22 protein-coding genes are annotated in these 22863 nt (G+C 41.1%); 6 read left to right on the top strand and 16 right to left on the bottom strand.

The genetic code is table 11. From position 1 onward, the window contains the following. Positions 1 to 52: 52 nt before the first annotated feature. The 4 genes from uvrD to Q4557_RS18555 all read right to left on the bottom strand — a co-directional run bounded on the left by uvrD (position 53) and on the right by Q4557_RS18555 (position 5852). A complete protein-coding gene (gene uvrD / locus Q4557_RS18570; RefSeq protein WP_102476511.1) occupies positions 53 to 2221 on the bottom strand; it encodes a DNA helicase II in 2169 nt (722 codons plus the stop codon). A gap of 142 nt (positions 2222 to 2363) precedes the next feature. Beyond that, positions 2364 to 2717, bottom strand: coding sequence for a RidA family protein (locus Q4557_RS18565; RefSeq protein ID WP_102436903.1), 354 nt, complete (start codon positions 2715 to 2717; stop codon positions 2364 to 2366). Positions 2718 to 2903: 186 nt separating this feature from the next. Then, entirely contained in the window at positions 2904 to 3578 is a 675-nt protein-coding gene (locus Q4557_RS18560) for a hypothetical protein (protein ID WP_241904105.1), read from the bottom strand. Positions 3579 to 3647: 69 nt separating this feature from the next. Further along, positions 3648 to 5852, bottom strand: coding sequence for an LruC domain-containing protein (locus tag Q4557_RS18555; RefSeq protein ID WP_303414682.1), 2205 nt, complete (start codon positions 5850 to 5852; stop codon positions 3648 to 3650). A 1464-nt stretch (positions 5853 to 7316) separates the two neighbouring features. Here Q4557_RS18555 and Q4557_RS18550 point away from each other — a divergent pair. Further along, on the top strand, positions 7317 to 7739 hold the full coding sequence (locus Q4557_RS18550; RefSeq protein ID WP_102436908.1) for an N-acetyltransferase: 423 nt from the start codon (positions 7317 to 7319) through the stop codon (positions 7737 to 7739). Positions 7740 to 7770: 31 nt separating this feature from the next. Here the strand turns inward: Q4557_RS18550 and Q4557_RS18545 are convergent, their stop codons facing one another. From Q4557_RS18545 to udp, 5 genes are all read right to left on the bottom strand, one after another. Beyond that, a complete protein-coding gene (locus tag Q4557_RS18545; protein ID WP_303414677.1) occupies positions 7771 to 8889 on the bottom strand; it encodes a glycosyltransferase in 1119 nt (372 codons plus the stop codon). Between the two features lie 201 nt (positions 8890 to 9090). Beyond that, entirely contained in the window at positions 9091 to 10032 is a 942-nt protein-coding gene (locus Q4557_RS18540) for an SPFH domain-containing protein (protein WP_102436912.1), read from the bottom strand. Continuing rightward, positions 10032 to 10961, bottom strand: a complete 930-nt coding sequence (locus Q4557_RS18535; protein WP_102436914.1) for a slipin family protein — start codon at positions 10959 to 10961, stop codon at positions 10032 to 10034. Before Q4557_RS18535 ends, Q4557_RS18540 begins: the two co-directional genes overlap by 1 nt. Before the next feature lie 126 nt (positions 10962 to 11087). Next, positions 11088 to 11582: an NfeD family protein gene (locus Q4557_RS18530; RefSeq protein ID WP_102436916.1), complete on the bottom strand. Its 495-nt coding sequence runs from the start codon at positions 11580 to 11582 to the stop codon at positions 11088 to 11090. A 333-nt stretch (positions 11583 to 11915) separates the two neighbouring features. Further along, positions 11916 to 12674 (bottom strand): uridine phosphorylase, encoded by a 759-nt coding sequence (udp, locus tag Q4557_RS18525; RefSeq protein ID WP_102436917.1) that lies wholly within the window; start codon positions 12672 to 12674, stop codon positions 11916 to 11918. Between the two features lie 304 nt (positions 12675 to 12978). Between udp and Q4557_RS18520 the strand changes: the two genes are divergently transcribed. Continuing rightward, complete coding sequence (locus Q4557_RS18520; protein ID WP_076539247.1) at positions 12979 to 13188, top strand: YdcH family protein; 210 nt, start codon at positions 12979 to 12981, stop codon at positions 13186 to 13188. A gap of 99 nt (positions 13189 to 13287) precedes the next feature. Here Q4557_RS18520 and Q4557_RS18515 read toward each other — a convergent pair whose 3' ends face one another. After that, positions 13288 to 13755 carry a hypothetical protein gene (locus Q4557_RS18515; RefSeq protein WP_303414671.1) on the bottom strand — a complete coding sequence of 156 codons (468 nt, stop codon included), beginning with the start codon at positions 13753 to 13755 and terminating at the stop codon, positions 13288 to 13290. A 311-nt stretch (positions 13756 to 14066) separates the two neighbouring features. On the opposite strand from Q4557_RS18515, the gene Q4557_RS18510 reads away from it, so the two are divergent. From Q4557_RS18510 to Q4557_RS18500, 3 genes are all read left to right on the top strand, one after another. Further along, the gene (locus tag Q4557_RS18510) at positions 14067 to 14900 is read left to right on the top strand and encodes a mechanosensitive ion channel family protein (protein WP_303414668.1); all 834 of its coding nucleotides are present in this window, start codon (positions 14067 to 14069) and stop codon (positions 14898 to 14900) included. Positions 14901 to 15157: 257 nt separating this feature from the next. Beyond that, complete coding sequence (locus Q4557_RS18505; RefSeq protein ID WP_303414665.1) at positions 15158 to 15574, top strand: hypothetical protein; 417 nt, start codon at positions 15158 to 15160, stop codon at positions 15572 to 15574. After that, positions 15571 to 15765 (top strand): helix-turn-helix transcriptional regulator, encoded by a 195-nt coding sequence (locus Q4557_RS18500; RefSeq protein WP_102436925.1) that lies wholly within the window; start codon positions 15571 to 15573, stop codon positions 15763 to 15765. Before Q4557_RS18505 ends, Q4557_RS18500 begins: the two co-directional genes overlap by 4 nt. 27 nt (positions 15766 to 15792) lie before the next feature. On the opposite strand, the gene Q4557_RS18495 is transcribed toward Q4557_RS18500, so the two are convergent. Then, positions 15793 to 16266, bottom strand: coding sequence for a GNAT family N-acetyltransferase (locus Q4557_RS18495; RefSeq protein ID WP_241901083.1), 474 nt, complete (start codon positions 16264 to 16266; stop codon positions 15793 to 15795). Between the two features lie 140 nt (positions 16267 to 16406). Between Q4557_RS18495 and Q4557_RS18490 the strand changes: the two genes are divergently transcribed. Beyond that, entirely contained in the window at positions 16407 to 17123 is a 717-nt protein-coding gene (locus Q4557_RS18490) for a DUF3313 family protein (RefSeq protein ID WP_303414660.1), read from the top strand. A 67-nt stretch (positions 17124 to 17190) separates the two neighbouring features. On the opposite strand, the gene Q4557_RS18485 is transcribed toward Q4557_RS18490, so the two are convergent. From Q4557_RS18485 to Q4557_RS18465, 5 genes are all read right to left on the bottom strand, one after another. Beyond that, positions 17191 to 17964, bottom strand: coding sequence for a radical SAM protein (locus Q4557_RS18485; protein WP_303414657.1), 774 nt, complete (start codon positions 17962 to 17964; stop codon positions 17191 to 17193). 631 nt (positions 17965 to 18595) lie between these two features. Next, a complete protein-coding gene (locus Q4557_RS18480; RefSeq protein ID WP_303414654.1) occupies positions 18596 to 20449 on the bottom strand; it encodes an AAA family ATPase in 1854 nt (617 codons plus the stop codon). An 11-nt stretch (positions 20450 to 20460) separates the two neighbouring features. Then, positions 20461 to 20964 carry an ABC-three component system middle component 2 gene (locus Q4557_RS18475; RefSeq protein WP_303414651.1) on the bottom strand — a complete coding sequence of 168 codons (504 nt, stop codon included), beginning with the start codon at positions 20962 to 20964 and terminating at the stop codon, positions 20461 to 20463. Then, positions 20954 to 22057: an ABC-three component system protein gene (locus Q4557_RS18470; RefSeq protein ID WP_303414649.1), complete on the bottom strand. Its 1104-nt coding sequence runs from the start codon at positions 22055 to 22057 to the stop codon at positions 20954 to 20956. The genes Q4557_RS18475 and Q4557_RS18470 overlap by 11 nt, the downstream gene beginning before the upstream one ends. A 186-nt stretch (positions 22058 to 22243) precedes the next feature. After that, on the bottom strand, positions 22244 to 22738 hold the full coding sequence (locus tag Q4557_RS18465; RefSeq protein ID WP_303414646.1) for a hypothetical protein: 495 nt from the start codon (positions 22736 to 22738) through the stop codon (positions 22244 to 22246). Between the last annotated feature and the right edge of the window lie 125 nt (positions 22739 to 22863).

Here is a 22863-nt window from a genome sequence, read left to right as displayed (position 1 = left end):
AGTGACTTTATTATTTCGCTTAGAATTATGTCCGCTCTAGTAAAAAATTACCCTAACACGCTTCAAGTTTTGCCAATGAAACCAGTAACCATTTGCTACCAAAGTCTGTAAAACTGACTTGAACACGCGCTTTATCTGCTGTGCCTTCAAAATCTGTCACTATGCCTTGGCCAAATTTAAAGTGTTTTACTTTTTGACCCACTTTAAAGCCACTGTCATTGGCAATAGATTGTCTTGGCACATTAAAACGGCTGCTCATTTTAGGCGCTGACACTGACGCTTTCATGCGAATTTCTTCAACATACTGGCTGGGGATTTCACCAATAAAACGCGATGGACTGGCATAGTCCTCACGGCCATAAATGCGGCGTGACTCAGCATAACTGATATACAATTTTTGCATCGCACGAGTCATGCCTACATAACAAAGACGGCGTTCTTCATCTAAACGATCACCTTCATCTAATGCCATTTTACTTGGAAAAATACCTTCCTCAACCCCAGCCATAAACACCACTGGGAACTCCAAGCCTTTAGCTGAATGCAAGGTCATTAGCTGCACGGCATCGGTAAACTTGTCTGCTTGGCCTTCGCCCGCTTCTAATGCTGCGTGAGATAAAAAGGCATTTAGCTCGCCCATATCTTCAAGTTCTTCTGGCATTTCAAAACTGCGGGCAGCGGTGACCAGCTCATTTAAGTTTTCGACTCGTGATTGGGCTTTTTCGCCTTTTTCGGCTTCGTACATAGCCCGTAGCCCTGAACGGTCAATGACCTTGTCGGCCATACCATATAGACTCATATCGGCAGTATCAGTGCGCATGCCAATCACTAAATCCATAAAGCCATTCACGGCATTGGCAGCGCGGCCAGTAAGGACTTTTTCTTCAATTAAGCGCAAGCTTGCCTGCCACATAGTCATTTCTTGCTGACGTGCGGTTGAGCGAATGATATCAAGGGTACGATTACCAATACCGCGAGTTGGGGTGTTAACCACCCGTTCAAAAGCAGCATCATCATTTTGATTATTGATAAGACGCATATAACCCATGGCATCTTTAATCTCTTGGCGCTCGAAGAAACGCAGGCCACCGTAAATTCGGTAAGCTAGCCCTTTATGGAGTAAGGCTTCTTCTAATACTCGCGACTGGGCATTGGAGCGGTATAAAATGGCACACTCTTCTAACTTGCCGCCGTTATTTTGCCACTCAGCCATTTTGCCAACAATAAAGCGCGCTTCATCCATTTCATTAAAGGCGCAATAAACCGCAATAGGCTCACCCGCATCGTCTTCAGTCCACAGTTTTTTACCTAAACGCTCAGGGTTGTTGGCAATTAAATCATTGGACGCATTAAGGATATTGGCTGTGGAGCGATAGTTTTGCTCCAGCTTAACCGTGGTGGAACCTGGGAAATCGGTTAAGAATTTATGTAGATTCTCAACTTGGGCACCGCGCCAGCCGTAAATAGATTGATCGTCATCGCCAACAATCATCACATTGGCTTCTTTGCCTGCCAGCACTCGGATCCACGCATATTGAATGGCGTTGGTATCTTGGAATTCGTCCACCAAGATATGCTTAAAGCGTTCTTGATAATGGGCTAATACATGGGGCTTATTGAGCCACAACTCATGGGCGCGCAATAAAATTTCAGCAAAATCAACAAGGCCAGCTCGGTCGCAAGATTCTTGATAAATTTTATAGATGTTTAATAAGTTTTGCTCAATAGGAAAGCCACCCGCATCGATATGCTTTGGGCGTAAGCCTTGGTCTTTTTTGCCATTAATGTAACCTTGGCACTGACGCGGCGGATATTGCTTGTCATCTAAATTGAGACTTTTAAGAATACGTTTTAATAAACGTAACTGATCGTCAGAATCAATAATTTGGAAGCTTTGGGGTAAATTGGCATCTTTAAAGTGAGTGCGCAGCAAACGATGGGCTAAACCGTGGAAAGTACCAATCCACATACGGCCCATGTTACTGCCAACCACTTTCTCAACCCGCTCACGCATTTCTGCGGCGGCTTTATTGGTAAAGGTTACCGCAAGGATAGAGTATGGACTTTGTTGTTCGACCTGCATAAGCCAAGCAATACGATGGGTTAATACCCGAGTTTTACCACTGCCTGCTCCAGCTAAAACTAACATGCTTGAAAGCGGTGCGCCCACTGCTTCACGCTGCTTTGCGTTTAGGCCGTCTAATAATGATGATACGTCCATTGGTCCTCCCAAAAATCAAGCTGGAAGTATACCAGTTCCTAGGCGGCTGCGACTAGGAACTGTAACGGATTCTTTATGGGGATTTTATTGTGATGACTTGTGAGCTAAGTAGCGGGCTGAACTAAAACCACTGCGTAGCAATTTAAGCAATCTCAGCGGCCACTACCGAGATTTCAACCAATAATGCCTCACGGGCCATTTTAGCGGCAACACAAGCTCGAGCAGGGGCGTAACCTTCAATGACCCAGGCATCCCATACCGCGTTCATTTCAGCAAAGTAAGCCATATCTTTTACGTAAATGGTTGCCGATAACATATGCTTTTTATCACTGCCCGCCTGCAGTAATAAGGCTTCCACTTTGTCCAACATGGTTTGGGTTTGTTCGGTGATGTCTTTAGTGGCATCTTGGCAAACTTGGCCACATAAATAGATGGTGCCGTTATGTTTGACAATCCGGCTCATACGGGTTTTAGTTTCAATTCTTTCAATGCTCATGGTGCGCTCTTTTAATCTGTTAATGTCGCTATTATCAGTTAAGTCAGCTCACAATGACAACTGAGAAAATATCGCTATCCACTAACTCGCGCATTTAAGCAAGCTGTTAATCAAAAATAAAAATGCCTTGTCAGCAGTATCTGGCTAACAAGGCATAAGATTGAAATACGATTGATTATTTGAATATTAGTTAATCACTAAGACTTGTGGGTCATTGGTTAAGCTATGACTCCACTGCTGATAGATAGGCTCACTGCCATCATAAAACCATACCACTGCCATTAATGCTCGTTGATGGTTGGCCACCAATAACTCTTCAGACAATGCGCCTTCATCAAGGGCGCCACGTAATAAGCAAGATTCAAAGTTCACGCTCACTTGGGTGCCATTTTGCTGATAATCGTCACACAATGAAAAGTAACCACGCTTACTTGATGCGAGCTGCACATCAATGCTTAAAGTAAACGCCGCTTGTAGATCAAAATCGGCATCAACCACCAAGTCATCAATTGAGGTTGCTGGCGGCGTTTCTGGCTCTGTAGGTGTTTCAGGTTCCGTTGGCGTCTCAGGTGTCGTTGTCTCTGGTGTTGTATCTGTCGTGGTATCTGGTGTTGATGTCGCAGGTGTTGTCACCGCAGGCGTCGTTGCTGGTGCAGGCGAGCTATCATCGCCACCACCGCCGCCACAGGCTGTTAAAAAGCTTAATGATAGAGCCATGGCTAGGCTAGTGGCTCTTTTAGTCCCTATTTTAGTGCCTGTGTTACAAGCCGTGTTAATGCCTGTTTTCATGCCTGTGTTAATGGCATTCTTCGCTGTTAATAACGTATTTGCTGCCACTTGAGTTTGAGTTAATGTATTCATAATATTCACCTTAAAATTCCATTTCTTGCTTAAATTGATTGATTAAATTCACACTAATTACTGTCAGGGTTAATCCTTAAACAGTAGCGAGTCAGTGGCGGTCAAATACCAATAAGGTTTGGTCTCACCGCTGGCATCTGCAGCAAACTCAATAAACTCAACATAAGCGGCATCAACACGTTGTAGCTCTGCAGGGTGCTGCCATGTATCAGGCACCTCAATTGCCCAACTCATACCATTTTGGTCTTGGAAATAGTGCCCTTGTGATGCCGTTGAAGCATCGTCATGCATCCCTAAAAATCGCGTATCAAATTTATCGGTTGGGGCTTTGTTTTTCAGATGGATCTCTAATTTACGTCCTGGGTTTTTGCCATCAGTAATATTCTTAGCCGCTAGGCTATGATCCGTACCTGGAGTGGCAAAAATGAATGGGTCATAGGGGAACTCAGGCATATCATCAACATGTACCGCATCAACAAACGGCACTGTCATTTGCCATGTTGCGCGGTATTGGGTGCCGCAACCCGGTTCAGTTCTGAAATATTGACAGCCATTACCCGCACTGACGTGTTGCCATAAGTCTTCAGTAAATAACAGCACCGCATTGGTTTGCCCGTCTTCAAGTGGTGAGCTGGTCTGCTTAACCCCTTGGGCGCTCCACTCAATGGCTGACTCTTGCACATTGCCGCGGCCAATATCATGTAATTGCACCGCAAAGCCATTGTGATACCAAGCGCCCATTGCCACTAATTGCGCATCAAAGCCCACGCGACGAACCATGTCATTTTTACTGTATTGGCTAATACGTAACTGCATCACCACATCGTTCATATCAAAGTCACCTTGAAAAGGGTATAAATCCTCATAAGCTAACGTGGTGTATTCTGACGATGAGGGGTAATAGCTGATAGTGATGCCGGTTTCAGTGACAGTGATTGGATAATCTTCCACTTCACCATCACTGACACCACCGGTTGGTAATAAGCTGGCCTCTGAGCTCAAACGAAAACGTGACCAGGTTGCGCCAGTTTTAGCCCAATTAGGTACGTTAATCGTCACAGTTGATGTGCCGCTACTCACTGAGCGGGCAATAATCACTTGGTCTTCACTATCAAACTGACCATCTTGGCCCCAATCAATCCAGCCGTTAATATAAGCACCATCCCCTTCTACTGTGATTAATAACACCGCCTCTTCACCCACTTCAAAACCGGTTGGCATGCTGATACCATCTTCATCATCAATACCATCACTTTCATCATCAGATAACGGCGCAGGATAACCGTCGGACTCATTATCAATAACACTGCCTAATGACATGCCGGCAACCATATTATGGCGGGCACCATTTGAATCAATTAGGGTACCGTAACTGTCTGGCGCATCACCAAAATCAACATTGTCTCCCACTGGCACTTCTGCTAATGCACAACGAGCACCATCATTTGAAGAAGATGACGGCCCGTATGAAAACAACTCTGCGGTAGGGTTATCACTTTCAACGTTGACCTTATACACATTGCCATCGCCGTTGTTACTTAAATAAAGGTTGCCATTAGGGTCAAAAAACTGCGCTCCAAAGGTAAAGCTACCACTGCTTTTAGTAATAACGGTTGCTAAGGTTTCAGCGGCACCTGTTGCAGGGTCAATCTTGAGTAATTTGCCTGTGCTGCCGTTAGTCACTGCGTATAAAAAGCCGTTGCTTGGATGAAAGGCAAAATCTGTTACGTTGTAAGTGGCATTGGTTTTACTGCCTGGGACAATGTTCATTGGGTGATTATTGCCATCTAACGGCACAGTAAATAAGCCTTGGTTTTTACGGTAGCCGTACCAAACGTTTTCATTGATGGCGACATCACCTACGTAGAAGTTACCCGCTGCAGCAGCTGAGCTGTCTTTTACGATCGTTAGTGGCTCAACTTGGTAATCTTCACCCACCTTACCCACAGTGCCATGCTGATAATCCCAGCCATAAAGGTAATTATCTGTGTAGCTGAAACCAACACCATTAAATCCTTTGGTCAGTCCCATATCAGACGACAATACCGAATAACTACCGGTACCAAGTTCAACTCCAAAGGTTTTTGGAATGCCTGCTGGCGTTTGAATGATGAATGCTTCGGTAGGACAGGCGTTGAATGGCTCAGCGGCATTGGTATTAGCACTGAACAAAGCCATGCTAGTACCAATAGCAATACTGCTTAAACCAAGAATATTGATGATTTGAGAGTGAAGTGGTTTCACGTTAACTATTGTTGTGTTTAATGTTTGCATATTGGCATCTCGCTATTCGTTATCAGGATGTACTGGGGATAATGCATAGTGGATGCCAACCTTTATTACCATTTAAATACAATGGCTTACATTAAAGGCAAGATTATATCTCAATGCTAAAATGCATTCTGCAACGCATTCTGAATTTGAGAGTTTGTGATTTTAAAGGTTGAGAATGCTTTGAATTAGTTCGATATGTATTGTTCCAAACTTTGTTTGGATTAACGTCGTGGCTTTTCTTTCTGTATTTCCAAACTCCGTTTGGATGTAAATCATGGGTTTTCGTCAACAGCAGATTCATGTGGCTGATGTACACTATTGTTTCAAACTACGTTTGGATTAAGATCGTGGGTTTTCCACCCACACCCGACCAAAAGGGTATCAACAGCAATACCCTCTTGGATCACCCTGCCGCCCCAACGAAAAATGCTGAAAAGCGCATGTTTTCAAGGGGGATTGATCCAGCTTTGGACTTCGTTTGTTGCTAACTTCGGACCCTGTTTATTATAAAGAGTGAAAATGCTAACGCTTCCGACGGGCTCTGAAGTAAATGGATTTACAAATGTCACGATGGCAGGGATGCCAAAGAGTGACCGTGGCCCAACGAAAGCTAGCTTGGCATCCATGCCTAGTTCACGGCCTTTTCTCAATGTCCTCAATTCATATTAAGCATAGTAGGTTGTGAATCTAGTTAGTTACAAACATGGTCAAATCGAAGCGGTGACAATTCGGGTGTAAGCGCGGCTGTGACCGTCCATGACATGGACGTCATGGCCGAGCTTTCAGGGACGAACTTGCAGCGTGTCACAGTCGTGCTTGCACATAAGGTCGCTCTTTCACATCTGACCCATAGGGATTTGGGAAATGTCATGATAATGTCGGGAACATTATTGACCATGTGATCGCGACATTCCGTTCATCCTGAACATCCCAGCGGCAGGCAATGGATTAGATTGAAGTAATGGACTTAGATAAGCTAGCCAACAAAAACTAAGTAAAACATTGAACTAGGCTCATAAGTTATATTAAGGTAGAACCACTTAAGGACAGAGTTAGCTAACCTCGAACGCAATCTTCGAGCACGCCATTTAGGGAAGAAAAAGCCATTAAATAATGATGTGCCTATCAACTCCCTTATAAAGTTTACTCTGACCACACTAGTTAAGGAGTTTTCATGGGTAGCATACATAATTACTATTTAGTTGGGTTCATGCTCTTATCCGCAATTTTAAATGCATTCATAGAAAATGAGAGTATCGGAATAAAGTTACTTTGCTTACTTTTATTATTCACAACTTTCATCTTTGCCTCTCTCTTTCATTCTTTAAAGGTTAAAGTTGCAAAAGAGAAAACGACGAACAAAGCACACATAATAAGCTGATTAATAGGAAAATTTAACTATTCACCCCTCAAAATTTTAGCCAACTATTTTTTGCCAATTAGTAGGGCTTTAGGAGATTTGCGATGATTTCATATCAATCAACAGCCGATCTTTATGCATCGGCAGATATTACATTTAAAAACATGCGCTCATATTATGAACACTATTCTGTAAATTGGGAACAGTCTAAGATACATGAGCAAATTGTTGACCTAGAAAACTGGGACATTCTTTACAACGCTTCGGTCGTGGGTGCAATTCGTTTAGCCTTTGATAATGATGGGTGTTATATCCGAGATTTACAGGTTAGTGAAAAATTTCAAAATAATGGTATTGGTGCAGCAGCCCTAACAGAGTGTGAACGGTTAGCAATTAAAGCTGGTGTAAATAAACTTAGGCTACGAGTTCTCAAAATTAGTCCTGCATATCATCTATACATTAAGAATGGCTTTGAGGTAGATAAAGAAGAAGATAGGTTCTTTTATATGTCGAGAAAAATCTCCTAACAAGAAATTAATCACATTAACCATTTAACACTCAACCACGCTTATCTTCCAATAGCTGCACAAATAAGCTTTTCCATGCTTGTTGAAGCTGCAGCCATTGCTGAGTACGCCAATCATCGATTTGGGCATACTGCTGTTTTTGACCATGATTGTCGACTTGCTCATGAACGTAAGCAGGCACATGGCTTGATAATAGAGCGCTTGATGAGTTAACACTCGATAAGTAACGCTCAATAGCATCGGCCAGTGAGTTAACAAATTGCTTATCATCTTGGCCGCCAACCTTAGCCTCAACGATATTACCCATGTTTTGCAGTTGATGCTGACGAATTTGATCCCCCAAACCATCCACATCGGTTGAGATAATGGCTTTACTCATTGCCATAGATTCAATAAATACTAAACCAAAAGGCTCCCAGCGTGATGGAATAATTACCCCGTCACATTGGTCTAAAAAGCGAGGCACATCGTCAACCTTGCCCACCAGCTTTATATTATCAAGCTGAGAAACTAACTGTTGTAGCAAAGGTAATTGCTCACCTTCACCGGCTAACAATAATCGACACGGTGACTTAACCTGATGCATGGCTTTGAGTAATAAATCAAAGCCTTTTTGTGGATGAAATCGGCCATAGGCGGCTAACACAGGAACCCTATGATTAGCGTTTTTTGGGGAGTGGCTTTTGTTGGCGATAAAATAGCTTAAGTCTCGCCCCTGCCCTAACTGAGCGATTTTGTCTGCAGGTAATAGCTTATTAGCTAGCATCCATCGCTGCTGTGAGGGTGAAATGGACACCACTTTATTCATTAACCGATAGCTTAATTTCAGCATGAAATAGAAACGTTGCGGATGTGCAATTTGATGGCGAACAAATTGTTCGCTGTAGTGATGTTCTTGCAGGATAAATATGATCTTAGGATGACGCAATCTGAGCCATGCAATATTTAGCAGTTTGCGCCAGTTTGAGGCGCCATGAAAACAGACAATATCAGCGTCCAATGTCGTATTCTGCCAACGGCTAAAATCCAGCTGACGAATGTCAAATTCAAATGCCAAAGTGAGGATGTCAGAGCCACACAAACTGTGCAACGCAAAATTAACGCCGCCCATATTAGGGTCATCGACACAATGCAAAATTCTCGCTTTCACTCTGACTCCTTGAGCTATCAATAACCGGCTTATTAAATTAAAGCACTGTTAAAACAATATACTTGTCTCAGTTAAATCGCAAAATTTACTACGCGTTCAGCTTCAGTCCGTCGTTAAATACTTTTGCTAAATACATAATGTTAAATACATAAAAAAAGAGGCTAAACTTAGCCTCTTTTAATTAAATTTTACCACTAACAATTATTTGGCTTTCTTATTATCTTCCAGACCCATGCTATCCATCCAATAATCAAAATTAATCATATTGCCGGGTAACACCACACGGTTATCTTTATCTTTTAAGCCATCAAGCTGTTTGAGGTATTGTTCACCTAACTGCAGTCTTAAGGCACTCTGACCGCCGGGTTTAGAGATCACTACCGCCAAGCGCTCAATGGATTCTGCAGTGGCTTTAGCAAGCGTTAAAATCTCTTCGCCTTTACCTTCAGCCTCATTGATACGGCGCTGCATTTCACCCTCTGAGCGGTTAATGGTTTCAGCCATCACACCTTCTGAGCGGTTAATTTTACTCTGCTTGTCACCTTCACTTTGGGCTAATAATGCACGGCGCTCACGCTCAGCATTAACCTGCATTTCCATGGCGTTTTTAACGGTTTCTGGTGGGGTAATGTTTTTAATTTCATAACGATGCACTCGAATCCCCCAAATCGCGCCAGCTTCGTCCAGCACTTGTACGACCTTGGCCGAGATAATGTCGCGCTCTTCAAACGTGCGGTCTAAATCTAAGGTACCAATGACTGAACGTGTGGTAGTTTGCGCTAATTGAATCGCCGCATAACGATAATCTGTTATACCGTAACTGGCTTTAACGGGATCGGTAATCGAGATATAAATGACGCCGTCTACTTCAACGTTAACTTCATCGCTAGAAAAACACTCTTGCGGTGGCACATCGATAGTTTCTTCTTTTAGGTCATGGATATAGGCCACTTTATCAACAAAAGGCACTAAAGCATGAAAACCGGCATCTAAGGTGCTGTGATATTTACCTAGTCGCTCAACAATGTAAGCTGACTTAGTGGGTACTAAGCGGATAGATTGGAATAATTTCAGCACAAAAATAACAAAAATCACCCCCCAAATACCCATAACAATTAAATCGGTATCAATTCCATTCAACATTAGCGTGCTCCTTTTACTGGGCTGTTAGTTACGGCATGGGTCACTTGCTCCATCCCTTCAAAGAAGCCTTCTAACTTGGCCATTTCAGCAGGCACCACTGAGACTTGTGTTTCAGTTAAAATGTCACCCACTTGGCTAATAAACTGCTCTTTCAGCATCATATTCATCGCATCGTTACCACCTTGGTTAGCCAGTGCGGTGCAAATCATATCCATGCCTTCAGCTTTCGCTTTGGCAATAATGGTAATTTCTTGGCCAGAGCCAATCGCTTCATTAATGCGTTTTCGCTTTTGCCCTTCTGAGAGGTTAATGGCCTCTTGGCGCTCACCTTGAGAGATATTAATCATGGCGTCTTTTTCAGCATTGGCTAAAGTGATTTCAGCCCGTTTTCTACGCTCAGCTTCCATCTGTTTTTCAAGGGTGTGGATCACGTGTATTGATGGGGAGATATTTTTAATCTCATAGCGAAGCACTTTAATGCCCCAAGGATCTGACGCTTTGTCAATTTCACGAACAATAGACTCGTTCAAACTGTCACGCTCTGAAAAGGTTTGCGATAGGGTCAATTTACCAATTTCTGAACGCATGGTGGTTTGCGCGAGGTTAACCGCAGCTTTACGGTAATTTTCGATACCGTAACTGGCTAACTTGCCATCCATCACTTTAAGGTAGACCAAACCATCAACTTCCAGCTGGGTGTTATCTTTTGAAATACAACTTTGTGGTGGTACATCTAGTACTTCTTCACGAGTATCGTGGCGATAAGCTACCCGATCAACAAATGGCACTAAAAAGTGAAACCCTGGTTGTAATACGGTTCTAAATTTACCTAAGCGCTCAATCACATTGACCTCTCGCATCGGTACAATCAACATCAATTTATATAAGATAAAAAATATAAATAAAATGGCTATGGTTAGTTCAAACATATGTCCCCTTCCTTTTGCAAAACATGTTCAGGTAGCGTAGCCCCCTATACATGACTTAATTCCTTTACTCAGTTGGCACTCTGTGTGGTGACCAAATCAATAAAACCTAATTCTGCTATTTTGTGACTAATCTTGTTTATCAGTGAAGCTTTCGCCCATTAACTCAGTTTCTGCATATGGCTCAACCACTAAGGCAATATTATCTCGGCAAATAATTCGCACTTTAGTGCCTGCTTTTATTTCAGTGCCATCCCCTAGTGCTGACCACTCAGTACCAGAAAACAACACCCGACCGGTTTTTTCACCCGGGCCAATATCAGCTTTAACTGTGACAACTTGATTATATAAATCCATTTCCTCATCGGTATTATCCACATGCTTGTCACCACCAATCATTTTTTGGGTGATATGGCGAAAACTAAGCAATAGAACCATTGAGGTGATAAACCATAAAGTGAAGCTTTGCGCGGTGCCATCGACGATACCGGTAAATAAGGCTGCGGCCACAATGACACAGGCTGCACCTAATAAAATGACGATGCCACCGGGAACAATAATTTCCGACAACATCAGCCCTATACCGACGATTAACCAGATACTGGTTGGATTAGAAAATTCCATATACCCCCCTGTAAAAACGTTATCATATGTTCCTTTAAGCTATAAAACCCGAACTTGGATAAGGTTTTATAGAGCTGATAACTTTAAATTGATAACTACTACACAGTGGTAATAGTGGTGCTACCTCAAGCACAGGATATGGGCACTCTTTAACCCATATATTGGTCGTCAGTATCACGACATATTATGTCAACAATACAGGATATTGATGATATTGCAATCATATTTCATTGCTAAAGCTTAGCAGTAACTGTATAAAAATCGGATAAATCAATAAAAAGAAGGTAATAAAAAAGGTGCCTAAGCACCTTTATATTCAATTAGTTAAATATATTAAGCTAATAGTTTTTTCGCAGCTGCAACCACAATTGCAACCGCGCTGCCTTCGGTTTTCTTCATCATGGCTTCATCAGGAATTTCTTGCTGGGTACGATTAACGATAACCCCAGCAACACACGCTGCGCGCCAGCCTTGTGTTGCACACATAGTAAATAGCGTTGCTGACTCCATTTCGTAATTCAGTACGCCCATAGCTTGCCACTCTTGCATTGAGCCCACAAAGCGGCTGGTTACACGTCCTGAGACCGTATCGTAACGTTCTTGGCCTGGGTAGAATGTATCAGATGATGCTGTGATACCCACATGAGGCTCTTTGCCTGCGTCACGACATGCTGCCACCATAGCGGTAGTACAGTCAAAGTTAGCAGCCGCTGGAAACTCAAGTGGGGCAAAGTGTAAACTGGCGCCATCTAAGCGCACTGAAGCTTGCGTGACAATAACATCACCGACATTTACATGTGGTTGAATCGCGCCAGTGGTACCAACGCGTAAGAAAGTCGTCACACCTAGTTGTGCTAACTCTTCTACTGCGATAGATGTTGATGGTCCGCCAATACCTGTTGAACATACGACAACCGCTTTGCCATCAATATAAGCAAGATAGCTGGTGTATTCACGGTGACTTGCTAAAAAAGTCGCATTTTCCATTAATTCGGCGATGCGCTTAACGCGCTCAGGATCCCCTGGAACAATCGCTAAGGTTGCGCCATCAAGCATTTGCTTGGTTAATCCTAGGTGAAATACGTCGGCCATATTGAAAACCCCTTTCATATTTGAAGATATCATTCTAATTGTGACGACTGTAACCCACAAGCCACGCTATGAAGGTTAACTGGGTCACATAAATTCTGTTATTAAACATTCGAGTGATGATTAAAAATTACAAATGTAACTAACATCACTAATTTACAGCACCATAAATCAGCAAAGGCTAAATAGCCAATTTTAGTTGATTATAAAGTTTTTGGGGCAATCAATTAATTATTGATCCCGGTCACATTACCTACAGCCAAGTAGCGCTAATTTGTAGTTAACATTAGATAAAAGGAGTAAGTCGATGTTTCCAGAGTACCGTGAGCTAATCAGTAAACTTAAAACCTCAAATGCCCATTTCTCAAAGATTTTTGATGAACATAATCAGCTAGATGAGCAGATAAAACATCATGAGCAGCATTACAGTAGCGATAGCACCCCAGAGCTGAAAATACTAAAATCAAAGAAGCTGCATTTAAAAGAAGAAATTTTTACCATGCTGCAAAAGCAGTAATGGCTATTGCGTATTAATCGCCAATATTGGCGATCAAAAAAGGACGCTTGAAGCGTCCTTTTTGTTGGCTCATGTAAACCATCTGTTTAGCGAGAGCAGTTATTTTACGGCGCTAAGTGCTTTGATTAAGGTTTCGTTTGAATCAAAGTTCTCGATGCTAACAACGGTTAACTTATCTAGGGTCACCATAGTGGCCATATCTTCTTCAGTAGGCCAGTTTGCAGTTGCATCACCTTCACGATCTAACCCCATAGCAAACGGTAAATCCTTCATTTGGGGGATAGCCACAAAGCGAGCAATCAATGATGGCATACCGCTGATATCAGCAATATACACCAAGTTTGCAGGTTGCTGCTCTGCTGTTGTTGCTTCTAATGCCGCTTGAATGAATTCGCCACCTTTCATGCCGCGACTAAACAAAACCACTTGAGTTTGCTCATTAACCACTAGCGGTTGTTCAAATTGATCTTCTAAGGTAATTGGCTCAATTTTATCATTCACGACAAACACATTCGCCTGTGCTGAAGCCATAAAAAGTACACTAACTGCAAATAAAAGCGCTTTCATGTTATTTTCCTGAATTAAGTGATAAGCCCTTATTTGAAATGACAAATTGTTTGGGCATTTTTGCTAATAAGGTCTTAAATTAAAAATAGCCAACTCACTATACTCGAATCTGTGATTCGACTTTATTACATTGGATTAGAATCATGATGCACCTCACGGATTAATACAGACTTAATTATTCGCAATAACAGAGGTTTCAACAATAAAGTAGCGACAGCAATAAGTGTTAATTAATTGCAAAAATGACTTTATTACCATTGGAATATCACGCATTATTTCTCTGTTAATTCGTCAAAAATAAGAACATCATCATGAATGAAACAAGCTTAGATCAAGAACTGCAGCAAATACAGAATGTCTACGACCTTCTTACTGAATTTATTGTGCAATACAGCTTTCAAATTGTTGGGGCTGTCATCATCTTACTTATCGGTATCTGGATAGCGAATAAAGTATCGAACTTCGTTGTTAGCCAATTTGAAAAGCACAATATTGATGTCACCTTGGGCAATTTTGTCTCCAATCTGGTGAGGATTTGCATCATTGCGATGGTGGCGATCATTTCGCTAGGGAAACTCGGTATTAGCGTCACCCCAATGGTGGCCGCAATTGGTGCCGCATCATTAGGTGCAGGTTTAGCACTTCAGGGGATGCTGGCCAACTATGCTGCTGGGGTCACCATTATTGTTACCCGACCTTTTGTTATTGGTAACACCATTGAAATTAAAGGTGTGGCTGGAGTGGTAAAACAAATTCAGCTCGGCTTAACCATATTAACCAATGAAGAAGGCGAGTTAATCAGTATCCCTAATAAACATATTGTCGGTGAAATACTGCATAACTCTCATGAATATAAGCTAGTCGACACTCAATTTAATATTGATTATCAAACCGATCCCCAGCAAGTGATTAAATTGATTTCAGATGCTGTCATGAGCCATGGAGGCGTCAGCCAAACGCGCACTCCACAAGTGGGCATTAATGATTTCAACAGTATCGGGATGGAAATCGGTGTGCGTTATTGGGTGCCAACCAATAGCTATTTTGAAGACAAGTACCAAGCGAATTTAGCCATAATCAAAGCGCTTAAATCAGCAGATATTACGATTCCATGTCCAGTAAGGGAAATACATTTACAACAGTAACTTAGCTGTTTTTTAAACATAACCTCCGATCTCACTCAGCCATCTAGCCTCATATTTGGCTGAGTGATTAACAACTTCAGTTCGATTATCCCTTCGATTACTTTCGAGAATATTTACCTTTAAAAGTCATGCTTAATTTACTAAATGTCGTCAAAACTTGACACGACGCTTTTTTAAACACATAGTTAAGTCAAGCTCACTTTACATAAAGACAAGTTAGATTGAATTTTAAATCGATATTGATAAAGGATTAGTTTATGAGTAACTCAATAGAAAATGATTGGAAACAGCGCAACAGCGTCAATACCAAACGTTTAGCCAAATGGACCGCTGCATGGGTCATCACACTCGCGATATCGACTTTTGGTCCAATGTTTATTTGGTCGCAACATGACATCATTACCGCCGCTGCGATTGGATTTAATTTTTTGGTCGGTATCGGGATGATTTTCGCTAATAAAAAACACCTAGCTTCCCTTGATGAACTACAACAAAAAATTCAGCTTAACGCCATGGGGCTGAGTTTAGGCGTCGGATTAATTGTGGGCATCAGTTATTCAACGCTCGACACCACAGGGCTGATTAATGCTCATGCAGAGATATCTCACTTAGTCATCATCATGAGTTTGACCTACATGGTGGGGATAATTTTAGGCAATAGGAAGTACCGATGAAAAACAGATTAAAAGTACTTCGCGCAGAACGGGACTTAACCCAAGCACAACTGGCAGAGTTACTGAGCGTTTCCAGACAGACTATTAATGCTATTGAGAAAGGAAAGTTTGATCCAAGTTTGCCATTGGCATTTAAAGCGGCGCGCCTTTTTGGTTTAACCATTGAAGATATCTTTCAAGATGAGGCATAACCTGCCTCTTCGTCAGCTCAATACCACTCAGGCCGTTAAGGTTTTATGCATAAATAGGCTGCTAGGGTCATTATCATAATCAGCAAACTTATCGCCAATGTCAAAACCAAAGCTTTGATACAATTGCCTTGCGGGTTTAAAAAAATCCATTGAGCCGGTTTCTAGGCTTAACTTCTCATAACCCTGACATTTAGCAAACGCTAGCATATGTTGCAGTAAGTGCTTAGCAACACCTTTACCGCGATGTGCATTAGCAACCCGCATCGACTTTATTTCACCGTGGCTGGCAGTTAATTGTTTAATTGCGCCGCAGCCAAGTAGCTGCTGATTTTCCCACACAGTCCAAAAGGTAATATCATCTTGGCGCAGTTTGGTTAAATCTAGCGCATGGACACTTTCTGCTGGCGACGTGGCGTACATGTCCTGCAAGTGTTCATTTAATAGTGCCGCCACCTCAACGCCAGACAAATCATCGACTCGAATATCCATGTTTGAACTCATGCTCATAAACCTTCTATTTTTAGTCTTGTTTAACCAAAAGCCATAATTCAAACACTGACTCTGAGCGCTAAATCTATTATTGACTCTGCAGTGATAGCTGCCATATTTATTAGCACAATATACATTAATGGATTGATTATATGCGCAAGACTTATTTAACTGCTAGCCCCTTAATTTGCTTGATAGCATTCACTCTCATGGGCTGTGCATCGGGGCCTGCCAGCCTGCAACAAGGACCGGACGCTGAAATAACCAAAGAAGGTTTAGTTAAAGTCGATAACTCCAGACTGGCCTTATCGTACGCAAGACCCGATGTAAATTGGCGCCAATATACCAAACTGTACTTTGAACCGACCCAAGTCACCAATGATCATCCTGAAGGTTATCGAGCGCCTCGAATTAATAAACAAACTGAAGGGCCTAATGCCACCTACGACTTACCCCAAGAGTCCCTTGATAAAATGGCGCTGCAATTTAGTAAAACCGTTAGCGATGTGTTCAATAGTGAGCAGCCCTTTGAGTTAGTCACAGAAAAAGGTCCTAACACCTTAGTGATTGAAACCGCTGTAACCGATATCCGCTTAAGCGCGCCAATTGAAAAATCCCGCCGAAGCTATAATTCCATGGGAAAAACTTATACCCAAAAATCAGGCTCAATGGTGTTATTGGCGGTACTTAAAGATGGACAAAGCGGTGAAGTGTTAGCCAAAGCGGCTGATCGCGGTGTGGGCTTTGATCAATGGCGTCAAAACACCCAAGTATTCAATTGGGGTGATGTTAAAACGGTTTATCGTCACTGGGTCAATGATTTCAAAAATGCCTTAATGACGGCGGTAGCCGAAGAATGGAGTCAATAGCAATAAGCCTTAAAAACATACTCGATAAGCTCTGTGCCAATTGTGATACCACAATTGGCACTGTTAATTACAAGCCCCGCTGCCATTCTTGGCGTAACGGAATACTGCCTTTAATCGCTTGTTCTACTTGAGCCAGTAATTGCGGCTTATCTTTGCCTAAAACGCCTTTCAGCACTAAATAGTTTGAGGCATGATCAGAACGAAAAATAGTTTTCTCCAGTGTAAGGCCCGATAACAAAGTTTGCATTTCGGTCAACAGCCCCAGTTGATCGGGCAACACAAAATCACCATCAAATGCCTGATCCATTCTCTCGGTCCCCAATGGCAATGTCACCACCAAGGTAGATAAATACTCAGGCTGAGCTTGATTCATCAACTCTGCAGATGCCTTAGCGTGCTGAATAGAAAGCGCCTTGCCCCCTAGCCCCATTAAAATCATCACTGATGACTTGATCCCGGCTTGCTTTATTTTGCTTAAAGCAGCTAAAGAGGATTCAAAGGTTTCGCCTTTTTGGATACGGGTTAACACTTCATCGTCACCACTTTCACAGCCGATATAAAGTAAAGACAAGCCTAAGGCTTTAAGCTCCGCCAACTGTTCAACGGTTTTGTTAGTTAAATTACGCGGTAAGCAATAACTACTAATGCGAGTGACACTGGGTAAATGTTTATTAATCAGCTGGCAGATTTCTTTTAAGCGCTTAAACGGCAACGTCATTGCATCACCATCAGCTAGAAACACTCTAGAGATTGGTACCCCTGAAGCGGCAGCGCTGAGAATATCTTGCTCAATAGCATCGACTTTGTGGGCGCGAAATTTTTTTTGCTCTTGGGTATACATAACGAGTGTATCACCCCCAAAAAAATACTAAGCAAGGCGGCGAGTGAGATTAAATTTGTATTATCTATTAAATTACAGTAACTAATAAAAAAATAAATTGGTACCAAAAATAGTATATCAAAAAGTTAGTATACTATTACCAATAAATAAATTTGAATACTACTTTGTAGTGCCATGTGAAACTGCCCGTTATATTTGAGCCTAACCAACTTATTTTTGGACATTTTCGTGTTAGGACTTTGGGTAATCATGGCATTTCAGATTACCCAAAGTATGGATAAGCTCTAAACCTGTGGCCAATTTCAATTGGCCACTACAATGAGCCTGAAACTAACTGTGCACAAAGCTCCTCTGACTTGAATAGTGCCATCTTAGGGTTAACCGATAAATGTCTAGTGCCCCTGATATTTCAAAGGATTGAAAAGCGTCAGGCAGCGATAAGATCGCACTAAGAGAGCCTCTATATGTGTTTGCTGTAAACGATGATTTGACAGCTAAATGACAGACGAAGTAGATGAATTTGTTGATTGATTTTTATTTGACCGCAAAAGCAGTCAAATAAGTTAGGCTCGCCTATTGACTGGCGGAAGGCTCATATGTGTTATACGGTTCCTACACTATTTACAATAATTTAATTCATGGGCTTTGTTGGGAAAAAACCATAGCGTTCTGAATTTTTCTTAGTAAACTGCGTAACTTGCCTTCCTGAGGTGTACTTATTCGGTATAGATTTTTTATTTTCAAAAACAATAATTTGTTTAGATTTCCAGCCTGCCAAACTATCAAAGAACTTAATATTTACATCCGTATCACTAAGGTCATCTGCCTCATCATCTGGCTCCTCATAGGCAAGTAATGGCGAATCAAGTATGGAAAAGCCTAAATGAGGTAGCTCATTCTCTTCTGTGTACTTCATCAGTCCGAGAGTGGCTGCAGCATGCGTAATAGCTCGGTGTCCTTTGCCATTACTAATCCTATGCTTCCCATTAATAACAAAATCACCTGTTTCTTTATCAAAGTGAACATCATTGGAATTAGGTAAGCCCCACTCTTGTAGAAACCACCTTACTTCTTTCGAAAGCTTAAACAAAGCGCTTGTTGGCAACGTCCTTTCACTTTCCTCCTTGCCTTTAGATTCCTTTTTAGGAGCTGAATTTTCTAACTCTACTTTCTTTCTAGTTAAGAGTATTAATTGCTCATGCTGTTTTATTGAATCATCAAGTTCGGATTTTAAATTAAATAATTCTGTGTAATTTGTCCGCTGGTCATCCAATTCAGGGTTCACAACAGCTAATTCTTTACCAACAAAAGATATTTTTTCTTCTATATCCGGCAATTGTTCTCTAATTGACTCTAACTCAGAACTAAGATTATTCACTGTAAATTGAAGCTCACCATTAAGCCCTTCAACCTTCGACTTTTCTGATACAGCAGCAGCAACAACATGTTTAATATTTTTATCACAATCTTGATGAGTTTTATCATCAGAAACAAGTCTTCCACACGTAGGGCATTTTTCAGAAGGCAATGCTTCTAGCAAAGTTCCTGTTTCAGAGATACTTTCCAGTCGAGCTATATCTGAAGCATACTGTTTTTGCAGCAATTTGAACCGAGATAACATTTCGACTACTTCATTAATTCTGATGCTCTTGAGTTCTAATTCGTCTCTTAAAGCAGCCCGGTTTCTGACTAAACTATTGTATTTTTCTTCATTGGCATCAAGGGTAGAGCGTTCTTCCAATATAGTCTGTGACAACCTTTCATCTTGCTGCCTAAGCTCCGTCAATGAATTTTCTAAAGTAGATATATCTCCTAACGACTTACCCTGTTCTTCTATTAATTCCTTTAAAACCTCAATTTTTGCTGCTCTAGATAGAGCTTTTTTTTCAACTTCTGCTGGCAACAGTGAGCTATCATCCACCCCCGTAAGAATAAATTTTAACCTAGACTTATGCTCAGTTATTTTTGTGTATTGTGTACTAATATATGGTGAGGATTCTTTTTGAATATTGGCTTCATTAACAATCGCAAGATCTAGAGAATTCCTTAGAGTTAAACTAACCAGTCCATTCTGCGCATTCTTTTTAAGTTTCTTGTTCGATAAATTCACTTTCTCGAGTATAAAAGAGGATATACTTTTAATCTTTTTAGTTTCACTTTTAGCCCTAAGAATGACAGGCTCGATATCGAGTGGTTTTCTTTTATGTAATCCTTCGAAGCACTCATAATCACCACCCTCTATACTCCTTACAAAAGTGAAATGATCTGATTTAGAAAATTCCACACCTAGGATTACTTGATCATAACCTTCATGTTCAGGGAGCTCTTTCAGGGGCTTTTCTGTACCCAGCATAAAATCAATCCCATCCAGAACGGATGACTTACCTGTATTTGAAGGGCCATATACTAAATTCAAACCACTTCCAAATTCTATTTCTGCCGATTCCTTTATGGGACCAATAAAAACAATAAACCTAATTTCCATCTCAATAATACTCAGCTATTTTTTGCAATTGACATCTCTGCGATTTGGAATTCATTTCTCCAACGATCAAATGCCGAATTGAAGATTTCTGAGAACAACATATCACCGTAATCGTTATACATCGTGACAGCCCACTGTGCTCTTTGACTAAGTTCTTTTATATATTCATTTGTTAAGCTCTCGATAAAGACACTAGCAAGCTCAGTTGCACAGTAATAGAAGCCATCAGGTGTTATTACTTTCTGTACAAGCCTTTTGCTTTCCATAAGAACAAGACCCTTTTCAATTAACGGCCTCCTCACCAAAAGCTCACCACTTCTTTGTAAAATATTTGGATGTAAGCTTGGTGGAGCATTTTCAATATCTCCGGTATGAACAACAATATGATCTAAAGCTAACAGTTGCTGTATATCGAATTTATTAGACAGGTCAGCAACTAATATACATATAGATCGTACCCCAGTTTCTAGAGCACTGTTAAATATGAAATCTGAATGTAGAGTTTCACTCATCATCTTCCAACCATTTTAATTTGTCGTCATTAGCCAATTGGTGGCATATACCATATCTATCTTTCACTCTTATATTTTCAAATAAACCATTTGAATCAAGCGGCACAGACTTTGACTCACTTAAAACAGCCTTAAGTTTAATTAGACCATTTTCATGCTCGTCTTCTGCTGTATCTATAACTCCATCAAACATGTCATTTTGAAGATCCTCAAATGTACCTAGCGGAACAGAATCTCGTGCAAAAGTTCTCAATGATTCAGCAAAGTAGAACGATTCTCTTTGCCTAATAAAATGCTTTGTAAGATCAGGGAAACAATCAATCTGAAAGTCTTGTTGCTTAATACCTTTACTATCAGCATAAGCATTATGTAATTGCTCTATATAGCGAGCCTCATTATTTTGAAAGACCTCAGGAGGCTTTGAAGGCGCTGGACGATCTTTTAGTCCACCACCAAACCTTATTGGGTAATATGGAGTTTCTCTATATTCCTCGACAACTTCATTTACGGGTTTATATTTGAAAATACTAAAGTCAAAGCACAAAACGAATTCCTTGAATTTGCCCTCTAGTGAAATCTCTTTGGTTGTAGTTATACTCTTCGAACACCAGCTATCCCATTCTTTTAAAAGCTTATTCTTCAATTTGTCTGAATCTAATAATAATTTTTTAAGTGATGGGCCACAGTCCTTAGGGGAGAAAAAGTAATATTTTTTTGGCTTTGTCAAATTTCCAGTATAAACATGCCATAATAACTTACCGATTTCAGGAATCGCAGTTCCTGGCGCCAAAGGATCACCTTTATAGTATTTGCATTGATAATTTTCCCAGCTTCCAGAAAAACCATTCTCAGTGTGAAAACAGGCAACGTCTACACCATAATCATTTGCCCCACCTAAACGCGTAACAAGGTGATACTTTGATTTTTGAAATGTTCCCCATTCTTCTAGAAAATATTCCCATTCTTCGGCTGAGAAAAGAAGCAAGTGCTGCCTAGGAGTTATTAATTTTCCATAAGAAACTTGACGAACAGACGCTGAATCATTTTCACTCTTAGGTTTAGCTAATTCGAGAGCATTTAAGTCTAAATTTAACACTTACAAAATTTCCATTTTCTAGGCATGATTCCCACGCTTTGTTTTATCATTCGAATCTCGGGCATTCATGCGAATAGATTCTCCGTATAACGCCGCAATATGGGGCGCATAAATGCTTGGCTAAAATTAGCGACGAAGGAGCGCAAGCCAAGCGTTTTGCGTCCCTTTCATAATTGCCTTGTTAGGTTACGTATACTTTAACCAATTCAAAGTGCTACGCCAAAAAGAACCATCACTTAGTGCTTCAGGCTCGTTTTTCTTAAGCCACTCTGCGAAAGGTTTAAGAAAAGCACTATCTACATCATTTTCAGTAAATGCCGACCCATTTTGAGCAACAGCTGAGTTAATGCATAACTGAAACTGTTCTAATGCTTTTCCCAATAATTCAGGGGTTGTTGCCATGAAATCTAATGATGCATTAGTAACACGAAAAACCTGATTGGAATTCAAGGAAATACAAATATGATGATCATTTCGATCAGAGCCTAAAACAGCAAGCTTATGTTTGTGAGCATTTAATTCGGGCAACCAGCAATCTTCTTCTCCAAAGTACATGTTTGGTGCACACCATTCAGGTAACCCATTTTCAGATAGGAATCTAATAGAGGTTAAATGCAATCCAAGCCTACTCAGTTTAGAAATTGGATATTTAGAATAATTTTCGAAGATTGCGGAATCCATTCTCTAGTAACCTAACGAATGATATGGACTCCCCTTACCAAATGGCCGTTGTGTGCCATATTGAAAGTGCGAACATTCAATCAAGGAGAGTCCATATGTCCTTAATTAAAGCAATTGGCATCGAT

The sequence above is a fragment of the Shewanella sp. 5_MG-2023 genome (genome assembly GCF_030547465.1).
Classification (GTDB): domain Bacteria; phylum Pseudomonadota; class Gammaproteobacteria; order Enterobacterales; family Shewanellaceae; genus Shewanella.
Note: the sequence above shows the minus strand (reverse complement) of the source record. Positions and strands in the feature narration are given on the sequence as shown.